Annotated in this window: 19 protein-coding genes; 16 read left to right on the top strand and 3 right to left on the bottom strand. The window is 35.7% G+C overall.

The window, feature by feature from the left end; genetic code table 11:
- Positions 1-48 precede the first annotated feature (48 nt).
- Positions 49-354 carry a DUF2187 family protein gene (locus D0Z64_RS06335; RefSeq protein ID WP_080881762.1) on the bottom strand — a complete coding sequence of 102 codons (306 nt, stop codon included), beginning with the start codon at positions 352-354 and terminating at the stop codon, positions 49-51.
- A 109-nt stretch (positions 355-463) separates the two neighbouring features.
- Between D0Z64_RS06335 and D0Z64_RS06330 the strand changes: the two genes are divergently transcribed.
- The 4 genes from D0Z64_RS06330 (at position 464) to D0Z64_RS06315 (ending at position 3,072) form a co-directional block, all read left to right on the top strand.
- Entirely contained in the window at positions 464-1,012 is a 549-nt protein-coding gene (locus tag D0Z64_RS06330) for a guanylate kinase (protein WP_080881761.1), read from the top strand.
- Between the two features lie 162 nt (positions 1,013-1,174).
- Complete coding sequence (locus D0Z64_RS06325; protein WP_080881760.1) at positions 1,175-1,654, top strand: C40 family peptidase; 480 nt, start codon at positions 1,175-1,177, stop codon at positions 1,652-1,654.
- A 288-nt stretch (positions 1,655-1,942) separates the two neighbouring features.
- A complete protein-coding gene (locus D0Z64_RS06320) occupies positions 1,943-2,164 on the top strand; it encodes a C40 family peptidase (protein WP_241244178.1) in 222 nt (73 codons plus the stop codon).
- An 83-nt stretch (positions 2,165-2,247) separates the two neighbouring features.
- The gene (locus tag D0Z64_RS06315; protein ID WP_080881759.1) at positions 2,248-3,072 is read left to right on the top strand and encodes a C40 family peptidase; all 825 of its coding nucleotides are present in this window, start codon (positions 2,248-2,250) and stop codon (positions 3,070-3,072) included.
- A gap of 49 nt (positions 3,073-3,121) precedes the next feature.
- Here D0Z64_RS06315 and D0Z64_RS06310 read toward each other — a convergent pair whose 3' ends face one another.
- Both D0Z64_RS06310 and hflX read right to left on the bottom strand, forming a co-directional pair.
- Complete coding sequence (locus D0Z64_RS06310) at positions 3,122-3,517, bottom strand: hypothetical protein (protein WP_080881758.1); 396 nt, start codon at positions 3,515-3,517, stop codon at positions 3,122-3,124.
- 73 nt (positions 3,518-3,590) lie between these two features.
- Positions 3,591-4,856, bottom strand: coding sequence for a GTPase HflX (gene hflX, locus D0Z64_RS06305; RefSeq protein WP_080881757.1), 1,266 nt, complete (start codon positions 4,854-4,856; stop codon positions 3,591-3,593).
- A 192-nt stretch (positions 4,857-5,048) separates the two neighbouring features.
- Here hflX and D0Z64_RS06300 point away from each other — a divergent pair, with 192 nt between their 5' ends.
- From D0Z64_RS06300 to D0Z64_RS06245, 12 genes are read left to right on the top strand one after another with little or no spacing between them, the layout of a single operon-like run.
- Positions 5,049-6,110 carry an LCP family protein gene (locus D0Z64_RS06300; RefSeq protein WP_127345761.1) on the top strand — a complete coding sequence of 354 codons (1,062 nt, stop codon included), beginning with the start codon at positions 5,049-5,051 and terminating at the stop codon, positions 6,108-6,110.
- 11 nt (positions 6,111-6,121) lie between these two features.
- Positions 6,122-6,985, top strand: a complete 864-nt coding sequence (locus D0Z64_RS06295; RefSeq protein ID WP_127345760.1) for a YveK family protein — start codon at positions 6,122-6,124, stop codon at positions 6,983-6,985.
- Between the two features lie 15 nt (positions 6,986-7,000).
- Positions 7,001-7,777: a CpsD/CapB family tyrosine-protein kinase gene (locus tag D0Z64_RS06290; protein ID WP_127345759.1), complete on the top strand. Its 777-nt coding sequence runs from the start codon at positions 7,001-7,003 to the stop codon at positions 7,775-7,777.
- The gene (locus D0Z64_RS06285; protein WP_127345758.1) at positions 7,777-8,547 is read left to right on the top strand and encodes a tyrosine-protein phosphatase; all 771 of its coding nucleotides are present in this window, start codon (positions 7,777-7,779) and stop codon (positions 8,545-8,547) included. Before D0Z64_RS06290 ends, D0Z64_RS06285 begins: the two co-directional genes overlap by 1 nt.
- 48 nt (positions 8,548-8,595) lie before the next feature.
- Entirely contained in the window at positions 8,596-9,249 is a 654-nt protein-coding gene (locus D0Z64_RS06280) for a sugar transferase (protein WP_241244175.1), read from the top strand.
- A gap of 24 nt (positions 9,250-9,273) precedes the next feature.
- Entirely contained in the window at positions 9,274-10,047 is a 774-nt protein-coding gene (locus D0Z64_RS06275; protein WP_127345837.1) for a DUF4422 domain-containing protein, read from the top strand.
- 18 nt (positions 10,048-10,065) lie between these two features.
- Positions 10,066-10,947, top strand: coding sequence for a glycosyltransferase family 2 protein (locus D0Z64_RS06270; protein ID WP_241244173.1), 882 nt, complete (start codon positions 10,066-10,068; stop codon positions 10,945-10,947).
- Between the two features lie 9 nt (positions 10,948-10,956).
- Positions 10,957-12,222 (top strand): hypothetical protein, encoded by a 1,266-nt coding sequence (locus D0Z64_RS06265; protein WP_127345757.1) that lies wholly within the window; start codon positions 10,957-10,959, stop codon positions 12,220-12,222.
- Positions 12,215-13,336 (top strand): glycosyltransferase, encoded by a 1,122-nt coding sequence (locus D0Z64_RS06260; RefSeq protein ID WP_127345756.1) that lies wholly within the window; start codon positions 12,215-12,217, stop codon positions 13,334-13,336. The genes D0Z64_RS06265 and D0Z64_RS06260 overlap by 8 nt, the downstream gene beginning before the upstream one ends.
- A 1-nt stretch (position 13,337) precedes the next feature.
- Positions 13,338-14,330, top strand: a complete 993-nt coding sequence (locus D0Z64_RS06255) for a glycosyltransferase family 2 protein (protein ID WP_127345755.1) — start codon at positions 13,338-13,340, stop codon at positions 14,328-14,330.
- A 38-nt stretch (positions 14,331-14,368) separates the two neighbouring features.
- Positions 14,369-15,472: a UDP-galactopyranose mutase gene (gene glf, locus D0Z64_RS06250; protein WP_127345754.1), complete on the top strand. Its 1,104-nt coding sequence runs from the start codon at positions 14,369-14,371 to the stop codon at positions 15,470-15,472.
- Positions 15,459-16,466, top strand: a complete 1,008-nt coding sequence (locus D0Z64_RS06245) for a glycosyltransferase family 2 protein (RefSeq protein WP_127345753.1) — start codon at positions 15,459-15,461, stop codon at positions 16,464-16,466. Before glf ends, D0Z64_RS06245 begins: the two co-directional genes overlap by 14 nt.
- The last annotated feature ends 14 nt before the right edge of the window (positions 16,467-16,480 follow it).

The following is a 16,480-nucleotide window of genomic DNA, read 5'->3' as shown; positions in this document are numbered from 1 at the left end:
AAAAAAAGAACAGGGATGCAAGACCCCTGCCACTGTTTTTGCTAATAATTATTTTTTGTCCTTTGAAGCAGGCTTCTTAGTATCCTTCTTGGCTACTTTTTCAACCTTGACTTCATTAATTAAAGCAGTTTTGCTGTTCTTAACAGCACGAGCAGCTTTTAAGTTCTTAAAGTTAACGACGATCTTATTGTTCAAATCGCTGACTGCAGTTTCATCAATGGGATCATAAGAAGTGATAGCTAAAAGAGCGGAATTTTCGTAAATCTTTTCAACCTTACCTTGGAAAGGCTTCTTAAGTTCTTCTTCGGACTTGCCAGTAACGATAGCTCCAATCTTCACATTGGCTTTTTTCATTTAAGAGACTTCCTTCCTATACATATTCTTACATAAGAATAATACTCTTCTTTTTTACAATAGTAGAATGTTATTATAAAAAGACAAAGTTTACAAGGAAAAGAAACAAATGAAGAAAATTATTTTAATTGCGGGTCCGTCCGGCGCGGGCAAGACCACGATTTCCAACTATCTGAAGCGAAAATTTGGCATTCCTCGCGTTGTCACCCATACCACCCGGCCCAAGCGTCCAGGCGAAGAAAATAAGGTGGATTATTACTTTGAAGATGATGCCAGCTTTGCCCAGTTGCACTTTTTTGAACATGTAAAATATGGCAAATATCAGTATGGCTCAAGCAAAGAAGCATTGCACAAAGCTTGGCAGAGCAATGATTTGGTGTCTTTAATCGTTGAAATAAATGGCGTCAAGTCTTATGTTACGCAGCTGAAAAATCATGTTTATTTCTTATATGTTACAACCTCGTCAAAAGATGAGTTGAAAGAGCGGCTCATTCGGCGCGGCGACAGCCTTGAGAGCGTTAAAGAGCGCTTGAGCGGCGAAGAGTTGAATGAATTGCCGGATGATTTAAAACCATATGCCCACATCTTAATAAACGATACTTGGGCCAAAACAGCAGAGCAGCTCGATGGCTTAATAGCAAGCTTTATGCATTCTTAGTTACAAAACATTACACAAAATAAAAGCATTTAAATTTTTTCTTAACGCGTTGGTATTTTTTTTGACATATTCATGTAACATTCACCATGTAATATATAAACCGTCGAGTAATTAAGATCTAAAAAGATCAAATTTATCAATTCGTTAAGGAGAAAATTAATTTTGAAACGTAGTTTAGTAAAGTTCGCAGCAGTTTTATCAGTATTTTTCGCGGGTACCTCATTCATCAATGTCCCATCAGTTAGCCACGCTCAAGAAGTTCAAGCCGCTACTGTTACCCAAGAGCGTAAGGCAGTTGTTTCTCTTGCTAAGAAGCAAGTCGGCAAAGCTTACGTTTACGGTGCAACCGGTCCTTACAGCTTTGACTGCTCAGGTTTGGCATTATACGTTTACAAGAATGCTGTTAATGTAACTTTACCAAGAACTACTTACGGTCAAGTAACCAAGGGTACTCGCGTATCTTTGAGCAACCTTGAACCAGGCGACTTGTTATTCTGGGGCTCAGCTTCAGCACCTTACCACGTAGGTATTTACATCGGTAACGGTCAATATATTCACGCAGCAGCTCCAGGTCAAGGCGTTATCAAGGCTACCTTGAGTCCATACTTCTACCCATCAGCTGCAAAGCGTGTTTTGAAATAATAATGTTAAAAAATTAATTATCTCATCATGTAAAAAAGAACCATGAAGCAATAGGCTTCAGGGCTCTTTTTTTACGCTCCGGTATCACTTTTGAAACATTTTTTACGTATTGAATAAACCACATACAGAGGATAAAAAGGGAGACTCAAGGTCAATGGATTTTGGCTAGCTAAGTACACTGTTAAAGCAAGCAGTGCTTCATCAACTAAGACTGCTACCGTAACTGCCAAGAAGAAGACTACTAAGAAGTTATCTCAAGTTACTGGCAATGCCGCAGCTGTTATTGCTTTGGCCAATTCTGAAGCAGGCAAGAGCTACGTTTGGGGCGCAACTGGTTCTAACAGCTTTGATTGTTCTGGTTTAACCCAATACGTTTATGAAAAAGCAGCAGGCATCAACATTACCCGTACTACCCATCAACCACTAGACGTATCCTTAATTAATCAACAGAAATATAAAGGAAAAGAGCTTGAGATAATTTCTCAAGTTCTTTTTTTGCATTTGAAATAAAAGGTCGAAGTAGCTACAATTGGTATTGTATCCATATATAAAATGGCAGTGATGTCATTTTTCGCTACCAAAGGGGACAAAAAATGAAGCATAGATTATTAAAGCTGGGAGCAGCAACAGCAATTTCTGTTACTGGTCTTGGGACATTTTCCTCATTGAAACCGGTCGCTGCTTCTACTTTCAAAACAGCGATTAAGCGGGTCAAGATCTCTTATTTACCGGGTAAAGGCGTTAAGATCTGGACCTCCTACAATTCAGGCTGCTTCTTAGGCTACCAAGCTAAGGACGGTACTGAATGGAATGTTGTTAAGACTGCCGTTGATAAGAAGGGCAATCTTTGGTATATGGTGGGCGATGACGAATGGATCCAGGCTCGTTACACAGTCGACGTGGATAGCACCACTACGACCAGCAAGAAGACGACGAAAAAGAGCAGAAATAAGGCCGCTTCTGTTAAGAAGGCAGCGGCGATTGTTTCTAAGACTGCAAAGAAGACTAGCAAAACGACTAAGACTACAAAAACTGCAAAAGCCAGCAGCCAGGTACCAACCAGCGCTGCTTCGACAATTGTCAGTTTGGCTAATCAAGAAGTTGGCAAGGCTTATGTTTGGGGCGGAGTTGGTCCTGACAGCTTTGACTGTTCCGGCCTTGTCCAATATGTTTATGCGAAAGCTGGCGTGAACTTGCCGAGAACGACTTATGATCAGGTCAAAGTGGGAACAACGGTTTCAATGAGCAATTTGCAGGCCGGCGACTTGATCTTCTGGGGTTCAACAACAGCTCCATACCACGTCGCTATTTATATTGGCAATAACCAATACGTTGATGCGGCTACGCCAGATCAAGGGGTAGTGCTGCAGACGCTTAGTTCATACTATTACCCATCGATTGCTAAGCGGGTATTGTAGAGATAAAAATAAATCCACAGGCATTAGCTTGTGGATTATTTTTTTGCGTTTATTTTTTCTTGCTTGCAGCTTTCTTCGTCTTTTTAGTCACCTTTTTGCTGGTTTTCTTCGTGGACTTCTTTGAAGTCGTCGTCAGCGTGCTCTTTTCTCTGAACAATCTGAAGCTGTAAGTGTAAATGCTGCCGATTTGTACTTTGTACTTATGCGTGTTGACGATCTTCATGGACGCACTCGGCTTGAAGGTAATTGTGGCGCTGTAGCCGGCACCATAGTAGTCGGTCCCATAGTTGCGGACGCTTGTAGCTTTGTACTTTTTGCCGGTGGTCAAATCAGTGATGTAGACTTTTGGCGTGCGGGAAATTCGCTCGTTGGCGAAATATGCACTCCATGGGGTGTCGCTTGTTAATAACTCGTACGGAAAGACGGTGCTGCTTGGATAAGTCACCGTGTTTTTCACAGGTGTGCGTATAGTTGGTGGTGTCCAGCTGATGGTAGGCAGTTTGGAAAGCTTTGATTTATTAAACTAAAAATTTCTTAAAGCGATTCTGATCCGCCGGAGCAATATTCGCCGTCACATACACACCATCGTCGCGATAATCTTCATCTTGCACCTGCGCATGCTCATGCAAATACGCAAGAAGCTTGCCATCTGCGAGCGGCAACTTTAAATTAAATTTATCGTAATTGCTGAAGACGCGCTTGACGATTAGATTTGCCAATAGTTTGATTGAGCGTTCATCAATTGCGGAATAAAGAATGTCATCGCCTTCGATTTGCGGATAATTGTGGTCCGTCTTATCAGCTTTGTTGTAGGCGGTGATGGTTGGAATATCTTTAACGCCTATTTCCCCTAAAACTTGTTGCGTTGTCCGCACCATTTGAATTATGTTCGGGTCGGATGCATCAACCACATTGACCAACAGGTCGGCGTCTTTAGCTTCTTGCAAGGTTGCCTTGAATGATTCGACTAAGTTATGCGGCAATTTCGAAATAAAGCCAACCGTGTCCGACAGAATAAAACTGAAATTATCCTTCATGTCGATCCGGCGCACGCTGGTGTCAAGCGTCGCAAAGAGCATATTCTTTACGAAAACCTGCTTGTTGGCACCTTCGTCGCTGAACGCCTTCAGCAGTCCGTTCATCGTGGTGGATTTGCCGGCGTTGGTGTAGCCGACTAAGGCTACTTTAGGGATGCGGCTCTGGTTGCGGCGCGCAGCTTTGATCTCTTCTTGACTAGCGACCGCCTTTAGTTCCTTCTTGATTGCGGAAATTTGTTGGCCGATTGTCCGGCGATTCATTTCAAGTTTTGATTCACCGGCACCACGGTTGGCGAAGCCACCGCCACGCTGCTGGTCCAAGTTGTTCTCTGAAGGGTGCAAGCGCGGCAATTCATATTGCAAGCGTGCAAGTTGCACCTGCAATTTAGCTTGCTTGGTGCGGGCACGGTTTGAGAAGATCTCAAGAATAAGTTCTGTTCGGTCGACCACACGCAGCTTTGTGAGCTTCTCCAGATTCCGGATCTGGACGGGCGTGAGCTCGTCGTTTAAGACCAGCACTTTGGCTTTCAAGCCGTGTGCCATTGCCTTAATCTCATTGATCTTGCCGAGACCGAAGTAAGTTCCGGCGACGATGTTCTCCGCGTTTTGTCTTGCTTGCCCCACGACTTCCATATTGTTGGCTTCCGTTAGGTTGGCCAATTCCGTCATGTAATACTCGAAGTTAGGGTCATTGAGGTTTACCCCAGCGATAAATGCTTTTGTCTTTTTGGGTTGATTATCAATCATTTAGTCACCCACCCTTTTTATCTAAATTGTAATTATATTCTATTACATAGGCTATATAATAAGAAGAAAAAGACTTCTTTTTTTATTAAAAATCCTGTGAAAGGGCTTCAATAGATGGTCAATTGACAGGGATTGTTATATAATTAAGAAAATTGAAAAACAAAGTTTTATAAAAGGGATAATAGAATAAATATGGCAGAAGAGAAAAAACGAGAAGATATCCAACAACAGCATAAGTATCATTACCACCATCACAGACATCACCACCGCAAGTTTTGGCGCGTGTTCTGGATCGTGATCGGCCTTGTGGTCGTTGTTGGACTTTTTGTTGCCGGAATGGCATACAAAAATGTTCGTGACGCGACTAACAACATGTATACGCCGGTCGATAAGAACACGGCAAGCAACAAGGGTAGAACTTTGGACAATCTGCTTGCCAAGAAGCAGCCAATTAATATTTTGCTCTTGGGTACCGATACCGGTGCGATGGGACGTAAGTGGAAAGGTCGGACCGATACCATTATGATGATGGCCATTAATCCTAAGACTGAATCAACCACGATTATGAGTATTCCGCGTGACTCCAACGCGATCTTCCCTGATTACCCACAATATGGCGTAACCAAGATCAACTCCGCTTACACGCTTGGCGGCGTTAGCGAAACTATCAAGACGCTAGACAAATACTACAGCGTGCCAATTGATGGCTATATCATGATTAACATGGGTGGCTTGGTGAAGGCCATTGATCAAATTGGCGGTATTGATGTTACTTCACCACTAACATTCAACAATATGGGCTATTCCTTCGTTAAGGGTAAGACTTACCATATGAATGGTAAGAAGGCATTAGCCTTTTGTCAGTTGCGTCATGGTGACCCTAACCAAGACTATGGTCGTCAGCAACGTGACCGGTTGGTAGTGATGGCCCTTCTTAAGAAGTCAATTTCCCCTTCAACTTTGCTTAATACGAAGTTCTTGAATTCAATTTCAAGTGAAATGCAAACTGACTTGACGATGAGCCAAATGTACAAGATCGGGAGGGATTACCGTAAGGCTACCGATAATTTGGTTCAAGATCACGCACAAGGTACAAGCAAGATGACTAATAATCCGAAATTTGGTCCAATGGAAATTGAGGTTATCAGTCGAGCCGAACGCCAACGCGTATCTAATAAGTTGAGAAAGGCGCTTGGCTTGCCAACCGTAACTGTTAAGAAGAACAGCGCAAGCTATGTAATGAGAAATAATTAAGGATTAGATGGATGGACAATCAAAACAAAAATACAGATTCACAAACAATTGATTTAACGCATTTGCTTCAAATTTGCCGCAAGCATATTTGGGCTTTGATTCTTTGGAGCGTTGGTTTGGCCTTCTTGGGCTGGGCCGTTTCTAGCTTTATTATTTCACCTAAGTATTCAGCTAGTGCTCAGCTGCTGGTTAACCAAAAAAATAAAACAGATCCCAATACCGCTTATGTGACCCAGCAGGCAAACATGCAATTAGTTACTACCTATAAGGATATTGCTACGAGTCCTGTTGTCTTGACTGATGCGTCAAAACGCTTGGCCAACCCAGTCAAGGTTGTTAAAAAAGCGCAACCAGCTAAATATAAAACTAAAGCAAATGGCACAAGAGTTTTAGTTAAGAAGGCCCAACCGGCTGTCATCGAAAGATCAGGCAAGTCTTACAGCATTTCAGCTGGTGAATTGGCCGGCAGTATTTCTGTAACAACCCAACAACAATCACAGGTCTTTGCTATTAATGCAACCGCTAATACGCCTGAAAAGGCAAAGGTAGAAGCTAACGCGGTAGCTGAGGCTTTCAAGGCACAAATTCCTAAGATTATGAACGTCAATAATGTTACGATTGTTGCCCCAGCTACTAATGGTGAACAAACTTCACCTAACGTTAAACTCTTTACCTTAGCTGGCTTTGTTATTGGATTAATTTTGAGTTTTGCCATTGTCTTGATCAAGGAAATGTCTAATACCACTGTTCGGGATGATGACTACTTAACTGAGACATTAGGCTTAACTAACTTAGGTCAAATTGCCCACTTCCACGTTGCTTCATCATTCAAGATTAACAGCGGCAGAAAGAGCAATAAGAGACGTCGGGTTTAATGAAAGGAAACGCAAATGGCTTTATTTAGAAAAAAACGTGGTACTAATGAGACCATGAAAAAAGGTGCTCAATTGATCACTGTCGCGGATCCTAAGAGTCCGGTGTCAGAACAATTTAGAATCGTTAGAACTAACATCAACTTCATGGCGGTTGACCATGATATTAAAACAATGGCTTTTACTTCAGCCAACATCAGCGAAGGTAAGTCAACGGTAACTGCTAATGTTGCTGTTACTTATGCTCAAGCTGGACGCAAAACCTTGTTAATCGATGGAGACCTTCGTCGGCCAACTTTGCACTCAACTTTTAATATGAGCAATCAACGTGGTTTGACTTCAGTTTTGACTTCTGATGCCAAAGAAATTGATCTGGATGATGTGATTCAAGACAGCGGCGTTGATAACCTGTCAATTCTTACTTCAGGTCCGATTCCACCTAACCCAGCTGAATTAATTGGGTCCAAGCGGATGCAAACCTTCATTGAATTGGTCCGTGATCACTATGATGTTGTCATCATTGACTTGTCTCCGGTATTGGCAGTTTCCGATACACAAGAACTTGCTAGTCACCTTGATGGCGTTGTCTTGGTTGTTCGCCAAGGTGTCACTAAAAAAGCAGCTATTAAACGTTCTGTTGAAATGCTTAAGTTTGCCAAGGTACGTATTTTAGGCTATGTGATGAATGATATTTCTTCGTCCAACGCTGGTTATGGCTATGGTTACGGCTACGGCTATGGCTATGGTTACGGTGAAGAAAAAAAGAAGAGTTTCTGGGATAGATTCAGATCATAATGACTTTAGTTGATATTCACTGTCATATCTTGCCAGGAATTGATGATGGTTCCAAAGATTGGAAGACCTCATTGAAGTTGGCAAGGGATGCAGTTAAAGATGGCGTCACCCACGCGGTATGTACGCCACATACCTTAAATGGTAGATATTTAAATCACAAAGAAGATGTCATTAAGTTAACTGACGAATATCAGCAGCGACTTAAGGAAGCGAGAATTCCGTTAACCGTCTTTCCGGGACAAGAAGTTAGAATTTCTGGTGATTTGCCCCAAGCTCTAGAAGATGATGATATCCTCTTCTTAGATGAAGATGGCAGATACATGTTATTGGAATTTCCAAGTGATGATGTTCCGGCTTATTCGCAAGATATGATCTTCAAGGTGATGCAAAGAGGGATTACGCCGATTATTGTTCACCCGGAAAGAAATAATCGGATCTTGAAGAGACCGACGATCTTGCAGAATTTAATTAAGCAGGGATGCTTAGTTCAGATCACTGCAAGTTCTTATGTTGGAACCTTTGGTAAAGATATAGAAGAAATGAGTCGAAAATTCATTGAAGCAGGACAATGTGCTTGTTTTGCTTCGGATGCACATGATTTGCCAAAGAGACAATATGAATATAGCGAAGCACTGGAAAAATTGAGCAACGAATTTGGGAGTGAAAAAGCTCAAGAATTTCGTGATAACGCGCAAGCGATTGTCAATGGCGATGACGTGCAGCTCGACTGGCGACCATTGAAGAAAAAGAGAAAGTTTTGGTTGTTTTAAACTGATATAGATTTGAGTAGAAGCATTATTCTTATGATGGAGAGTAGAATGAATGAAACAGAAGAAAATGCAAAAGAAATTGCTAACCATCATGTTTATCATTTTTTCAAGAGAGTGACAGATATAGTGATAAGTGCAATTGCTTTGATAGTGCTATCTCCGTTAATCTTAATTTTAGCAATTATCGTTTTTGCACAAGATGGGCATAGTCCGTTTTATCGACAAGTTAGAATTGGGCTGCATGGTAAACCATTCAGAATGTATAAATTTCGCTCAATGATCTACAATGCAGATAAAATTTTAGAAAAAGATCCTAAATTATACAAAAAATACGTTGATAATGGATTTAAACTTCCAGAAGGTGAAGATCCTAGAATTACTAAGATTGGGGCCTTCTTAAGAAAAACTTCTTTGGATGAAATTCCACAGTTTTTGAATATTTTAATTGGTGAAATGAGCTTGGTAGGACCACGACCAATAGTAAAAAAAGAATTGGTGGAATATGGTGATCGGTTAGAAGAATTCTTATCAGTAAAACCAGGTGCTCTAGGTTTATGGCAAGCTACTGGTAGATCAAATATTGGTTATCCTGAGCGTTGTGATGTTGAGTTGCAATATGTTGAAAATGCTTCGTATTGGTACGATATAAAAATTTTCTGTGCTTGTTGTATAAGTATTTTAAAGAAAGATGGAGCTTTTTAAAATAAGAAAGGTTGCGTGTTTAAAATTAAAACTGTAATTATGGTTGCTGCTCATAAGAAGTTTCCTATGCCACACGCAGAGGGATATTTACCAGTTTTAGTAGGTGCGGCTAAAAATTATAAGCCCGGCATTAAATATCAAAGAGACGACGAAGGGAAAAATATTTCTTCTAAAAATCCAAACTATAATGAATTGACGGCAGTTTATTGGGCTTGGAAAAATTTGAGGGATGTAGACGCAATTGGTCTTGTTCACTATCGTCGGCTCTTTTTTGATACTAAGCCTTATTCATTAAACAATGTTTTAAGTAAACCAAAAATAGAAAAACTACTTTCAAAGTATGATGTTATTCTTCCTAAAAAGAGAAACTATTATATTGAAACTAATTATTCGCATTATGTCCATGCTCATCATAAAGAGCCATTAGATAAAACTAGAGAGATAATTGCGCAATATTATAGAAGATATCTTTCAAATTATGACAAAGTAATGCATAGAACGAAAGCACACATGTTTAACATGTTTATTATGAATAAGGAAGCTTTTGATTCATATTGTCAGTTTGTTTTTAGTGTATTGAAAAGATTAGAAGATAAAATAGATATCTCTGATTATTCAGTTCAAGAGGCAAGAGTATTCGGTTATATATCTGAACTTTTAATGGATGTATGGCTTGAAACAAACAATTTTAAAGCCACTGAAGTTAAGTGGGAACAGCTTGGTGGAAAGAAAAATTTTCAAAAAGCTGTTTCACTTATTGAAAGAAAAATAGGGATTAAAACGAAAACACATTTCTAGACGAAAAGAGAATTTGGAATGAATAATAAAGTAGCAGTTGTGGTTGTAACTTATAATAGAAAGAAACTATTGCGAAAAAATATAAAGGCCTTACTTGCACAAACTTACAAGAATATTTTGGATATTTTAGTTATTGATAATGCAAGTACAGATTCTACTAAAGAATCAATACAACAATATATAAATAATAAAGATATCATATATATCAATACAGGCAGAAACTTAGGAGGTGCTGGAGGCTTTAATTTTGGAATGCGTAAAGCAGCAGAACTTGATTATAAATATATGTGGATAATGGACGATGACACTATTCCTACTCCAACAGCTCTTGAAGCTTTAATTAAAGAAGATAAAAAATTAAATGGTAATTACGGTTTCCTTTCCAGCAAAGTGTTGTGGAAAGATAATAGTATTTGCAAAATGAATATACAGAAAAAATCTAAATGGAGGAGATTGCATAATTTTGAAAACATTCAAAATATTCAATATGCCTCTTTTGTATCATTTTTTATTCCAACAAAGGTAGTAAAGAAAGTCGGATTACCTTACAAAGAATTTTTCATTTGGTCTGATGATTGGGAATATTCTAGAAGAATTTCTAAACAATACCAATGTAAGTATGTACCAACTAGCGTTGTAAATCATTTTAGTAGTTCAAATGTCGGTGCAGATATAGTGGATGCTCCGGTTGAACGTATAAATAGATTTAGTTACTTATTTAGAAATGATGTAGTTTTGTATCGATTAGATGGATTAGAAGGAAAGGTTTATTTGGATCTTAGAACTGCTAAGTATATTCTTAAAATTCTATTTAAAGCCAAAAATAAAAAACAAAAATTTGATGTTATGTTTACGGCTTTAAAAAAGGAAAAAGTTTTTATCCGAATATTGAATATGTAGGAAAGTAGAATGCACAAATCTAGTGTTGTATGTAACATTTCAAAAGTAATTGATATATTATTGGCCTTATTTTTGATTTTAAATTGTCAATCATTGTATCAAAACAGTGCTACCAGTAATTATCATATATATGAAATAACATTGATATTAATTTTAATATCAATGTTATTTCATGGAATACAAAATCCTTTGATTTCTAAAGAAAAAGCAAATCATACTGCAATGTATAGTTTGATTTATTTTTTTATTGCGGTTTTTATTTTAATCGTTGATGTGTCTACCTCTGATTGGCTAAGTTATTCAGCTAGATTCTTAATCGCACCAATTATTTTATTTTATTTTTTACCAATGAATAATTTAAAAAATAAAGTGCGATTAATGCGGTATTTTGTTTTTTGGACAGTTTTGATTACATTAGTATCTTTGTTTTTCTTTATTTTAGGTACAAATTTAAATTTAATATCTCCTACAGGAACTTTTCGGTATGACTGGGGAAACATACTTAATGCTCAATCGTATTACAATTTATATTTTGGAGGGGTACAGTATGCTGATGGTGGCATATTAAATGTGGGTTTATATAGAAATACTGCCATTTTTGTAGAAGGACCTATGTATGCAGCCGTTTTAGATTTAGCTTTGTTCTTTTTATATATTTTGAAAAATGATTTTAAGTTTTTTAAAACAGCTTTTTCCATTTTGATGATAGGGATAATAACCAGTAATTCTACTACGGCTATTATAATAGGAATAATATTAACTTTCTTTATGTTTAGAGATACAAGTTTCGCTAAAAAATCAAAAAATATTATAATTCTCCCCATAATGATTATTATTGTATTTTTGTTAATTGAGATTATTTCTACAAAAGCGGGTAGTTTTAGTTCAACTTCATCTTTTGGAATAAGATATGATGACTATATAGCCGGATTACAAGCTTGGATCAGGAGTCCAATTTTGGGATGGGGGTATAACAATCTTTCAGTTATTAATTCCTTTAGAGAAAATGCAGCTAATGCAGGATTTTCAAATTCAATATTTGCAATATTAAATAGTGGCGGTTTACTTTTCGGTTCATTATACTTATTTCCTATCTTTCATGCTTTATGGCGAAAAAAAAGAAATCACATGCAAGTAGAATTTAGTTTAATTTATTTTTTATTGCTTATATTAGTTCTGTTTTACACTAGCTATATAAATTTCTTTATTTGGGCATTGCTTTTGGATGATTATTTTTGGGATGCATGCAAGAAGAAAGAGATAATAAATGACTAAAATATTAATAGCCTTCGGAGAGCCAATTTCATATGGCGGACAAGAATCGTTTGTATTTAAAACATTACAAAATATGAATCAAAAAGGACTATGTTTTGATTTCTTAACGCCATACTTTATAAATAATTCTTATTATAAAAATTTCATTGATTCGTTAAATTCAAAATTATATGTATTTAATTTACCATTTAAAATTGGAAAAAATAGATTTAATGTAATTAAAAAGTATAACAAGTTGTTAAAGGAAAATAAGTATGATGTAGTTCACATAAATAGTGGAAGTATATCTATTTTAGCCATTTTTGCTCTGCTTGCTAAAGTAAACCATGTAAACAAAGTTATAGTTCATTCACATATGTCAGGTGGAAAAAAGAATATAAAACATGAAATTATTAAAAAAATATATTCTTTTATTTTTAGTAATTATGCAGATGTTTTGCTAGCGCCTTCTTATGAAGCTGCTGAATGGCAATTTTCTAACAATATTTTTTCTAAAAAAGGAAAAATTATAAAAAATGGTATTAAAACAAGTAAGTATATTTTTAATGACAAAATAAGAGAAAAATATCGAAAAAAATTGAAATATTCCTCTGATGATATGGTATTGGGAACAGTTGGCAGATTAGCACCAGAAAAAAATCAAGCATTTTTGATTAAATTAATGAAGTATTTGGTTAATAAAAATAAGAAATATAAATTATTACTCATTGGGGATGGTTCCGAAAGGAAGAATTTGATCGACTTAGTTGAAAAATATTCATTATTAGACAATGTTAAATTTATAGGAAATGTGATGAATGTTGAAGACTATTTACAAGCAATGGATATTTTTATGTTTCCTTCCAAATATGAGGGATTAGGGATAGCAAGTATTGAAGCGCAGGCTGCTGGGCTACCAGTCCTAGCATCTTCTACTGTTCCTAGAGATATTAAGTTAACAAATGAAGTTTATTTTCTTGACCTAGGTGCACCATTAAAAAAATGGAAAGATAGAATTCAAAAAGAAGAATGTAAAGAAATAGATAGGAAAGAGCAGAATACTTGTATAACGCAAAGAGGTTACGATATTAAAGAAACTGCTATATATTTACGAGATATTTATTTGAAGGGATAAAATGAAACCAGATATTAGTGTAATAGTTCCAATGTATAAAGTAGAAAAATATGTCACTAATTGTTTGAGCAAATTACAGAAACAAACTTTTAAAAACTTTGAAGTTCTAGCAATAAATGATGGTTCACCAGATAATTCTGTCGAAATAGCAAAGGAGTTTGAAAAAAAAGATAAAAGAATTAGAGTGATTAGTAAACCCAATGGCGGTTATGGCTCAGTTCTAGAATATGCAATAAAATTAATTGATTCTGATTATTTTATAATTTGTGATCCTGATGATTGGCTTCGGGAAGACTGCCTAGAGGTTTTGCATAAATTAGCACAGAAAAATAATTTGGACGTTACAGTTGCTGATAGATATGATGTTTATTCAGACAATTCTGAAGCCATAAGTAGAAATGTTAAACCATCATCATTAAAACAAATTAAACCGGAACAAGTTTATACAACTAGAAAAGAAATTCAAGAATTTTCCTTTTTTGAAGTTTCTCCACATGCCAAATTATATAAAACAAGTTTATTAAAAGAAGTAAATTTTCCTCAACACGTTAGTTACACTGATTTTTTACTTTATATTTTAGCTTTATCAAAAACTAAAAGAATTATGTACTATGATAAACCATTAGCATATTATCTGCGTGATCGTCCTGGTAATACTGCTACTGATGTTAGAAAATCGATTATTAATGATTATTTGGTTGTATGGTTATCTACACTTAATCAAATTAAAGATACTCACAATAATATTTTGATGTATAGGCTTTATGTTCAATTAAGACTTATTTTATCTGAGTATGGAAGAGTAAATGAAATAAAATTTAAAGACAAATATTGGCTAGAATTACTAAAAGCCATTAGGACTATTCAAATTGAAAAAAATAATATGTCAATACCTGATTTTGAAAACACATTTTTAAAGCAAATTTTTTTCAAAGGAATGATGAATCCCTTACTTTATAAGTCATTTTCAAAATTATATGTAAAAGCAAAGTGATATTGGGTTAAAGGAAATTTAGATAAGGAAGTCTGTTTATGAATTATTTAATAGTAGGTGCAGGCCTTTTTGGTGCAGTATTTGCCCATGAAGCTGCAAAACGAGGCAATAAAGTTACAGTTATTGAAAAAAGAAAACATATTGCTGGTAATATCTATACTAAAGAAGTAGATGGTATTCAAGTTCATGAATATGGTGCTCATATTTTCCATACCTCTAATAAGAAAGTGTGGGATTATGTTCATCAATTTGCTGACTTCAATCGTTATACCAACAGCCCTGTAGCTAATTACAAAGGACATATGTATAACTTGCCGTTCAATATGAATACTTTTAGCGAAATGTGGGGAGTTAGAACTCCTCAGGAAGCTATGGATAAGATCAATGAACAACGTCAAGAGATGGCTGGCAAAGAGCCGAAAAACTTGGAAGAACAGGCCATTTCTCTGATTGGTAGAGATATCTATGAGAAGTTGATCAAAGGCTATACTGAGAAGCAATGGGGTCGACCATGTACCGAACTTCCTACTTTCATTATTAAACGTCTTCCAGTTCGATTAATTTATGATAATAACTATTTCAATGATAACTATCAAGGGATTCCAATTGGCGGTTACACTAAGATGGTAGAGAAGATGTTGGATGATCCTAACATTACTGTTAAGTTAAATACTGATTTCTTTGATAAAAAGGATGAACACCTTAAGAACTATGATAAGGTAGTTTACACAGGCATGATTGATCGTTTCTTTGACTATCAATTGGGCGAACTAGAATATCGTTCACTTCGTTTTGAAACTGAAGAAAAGGATGTTGGCAATTACCAAGGCAACGCTGTAATCAACTACACTGAAGCTGAAATTCCTTACACTCGCATCATTGAACATAAGCATTTCGAGTTTGGTAAAGGTGATCCAAATAAGACAATCATTACGCGTGAATACCCGGCTGATTGGCATCGTGGGGATGAACCTTATTACCCAGTAAATAATAAGCGTAATAATGACTTGTATGCTAAATATGCTGAATTAGCTAAGGATCAAGATAAAGTTATCTTTGGTGGACGTCTTGGTCAATACAAGTACTACAATATGGATCAAGTTATTGAAGCTGCATTAAAGGCAGTAGATGAAAAAAGATGATATGGTGAAAATATCTATTATTGTACCAATATATAATGTGGGAAAATATTTATCTGCATTTTTTAAATCAGTTGAATCACAAAATTTTAAAGATTATGAATTGATTTTAATAAATGACGGGTCAACGGATAATTCTTATTCATATTGTTTAGATTATAAAAATAAACATCAAAATGTAATATTGATAAATAAAAAAAATTCTGGTGTAAGTAGTGCGAGAAATATAGGATTAGAACGGGCACGGGGAAAATATATATATTTTTGTGATCCAGATGATATTCTTAATTCTAATTTATTGGAAGAAAATTATGAAATAGCCGAAAAATATAAAGCTAATGTGGTTATTTTTGGTTATGATAGTTATGATATGCACCGTAATATGATAAATATTAATGTACCTAAAAAGGAATTTTTAGAATCAAATCATCAATTTCAAAAAAAATTTCCACAATTATGTGAGAATGGATTTATAAGTTATGTTTGGAATAAGTTTTATTTAAAAGATTCATTATCTAATTTAAAGTTTGAAAATGTTGATATAGGTGAAGATCTTAGATTCAACTTAAATTATAGTAAAAAGTTATCTAAAGTATATTGCAATCCTAAAAGTTATTATCACTATTTGATTGATAGACCTAATTCTGCTATGCATGCTTCATGGAGAAAAAATATAAATTATCAAATTGAGGAAGATAAAATAATAGTGGATATAATTAATAATGTATGGCAAAAGAAAGAAGATTTAAATTTTATTTCTTTTAAAAATTGGCTAGGATATAGAACGGCTCAATATATTTTGAGTAGTTCGTTGTCTATAGTTGAAAAAAAGAAATTGATAGATAAAGTGTTTTCTCTTAAAGATATAAATATTTTGAATTATACACCGAATAGCATAAAGGAAGAATACAATTTAAAAGTAATAAAATATAGAAAATATACTTGCCTATTAATAATCGATAGATTAGTACGGTCATTAAAAAATAAAGTTAAGTAGAATTTTTTAATAAA

Source organism: Lactobacillus amylolyticus, assembly GCF_003999355.1.
Lineage (GTDB): Bacteria > Bacillota > Bacilli > Lactobacillales > Lactobacillaceae > Lactobacillus > Lactobacillus amylolyticus.
The sequence above is the reverse complement of the archived record's forward strand: the minus strand, read 5'-3'. Positions and strand labels throughout refer to the sequence as shown.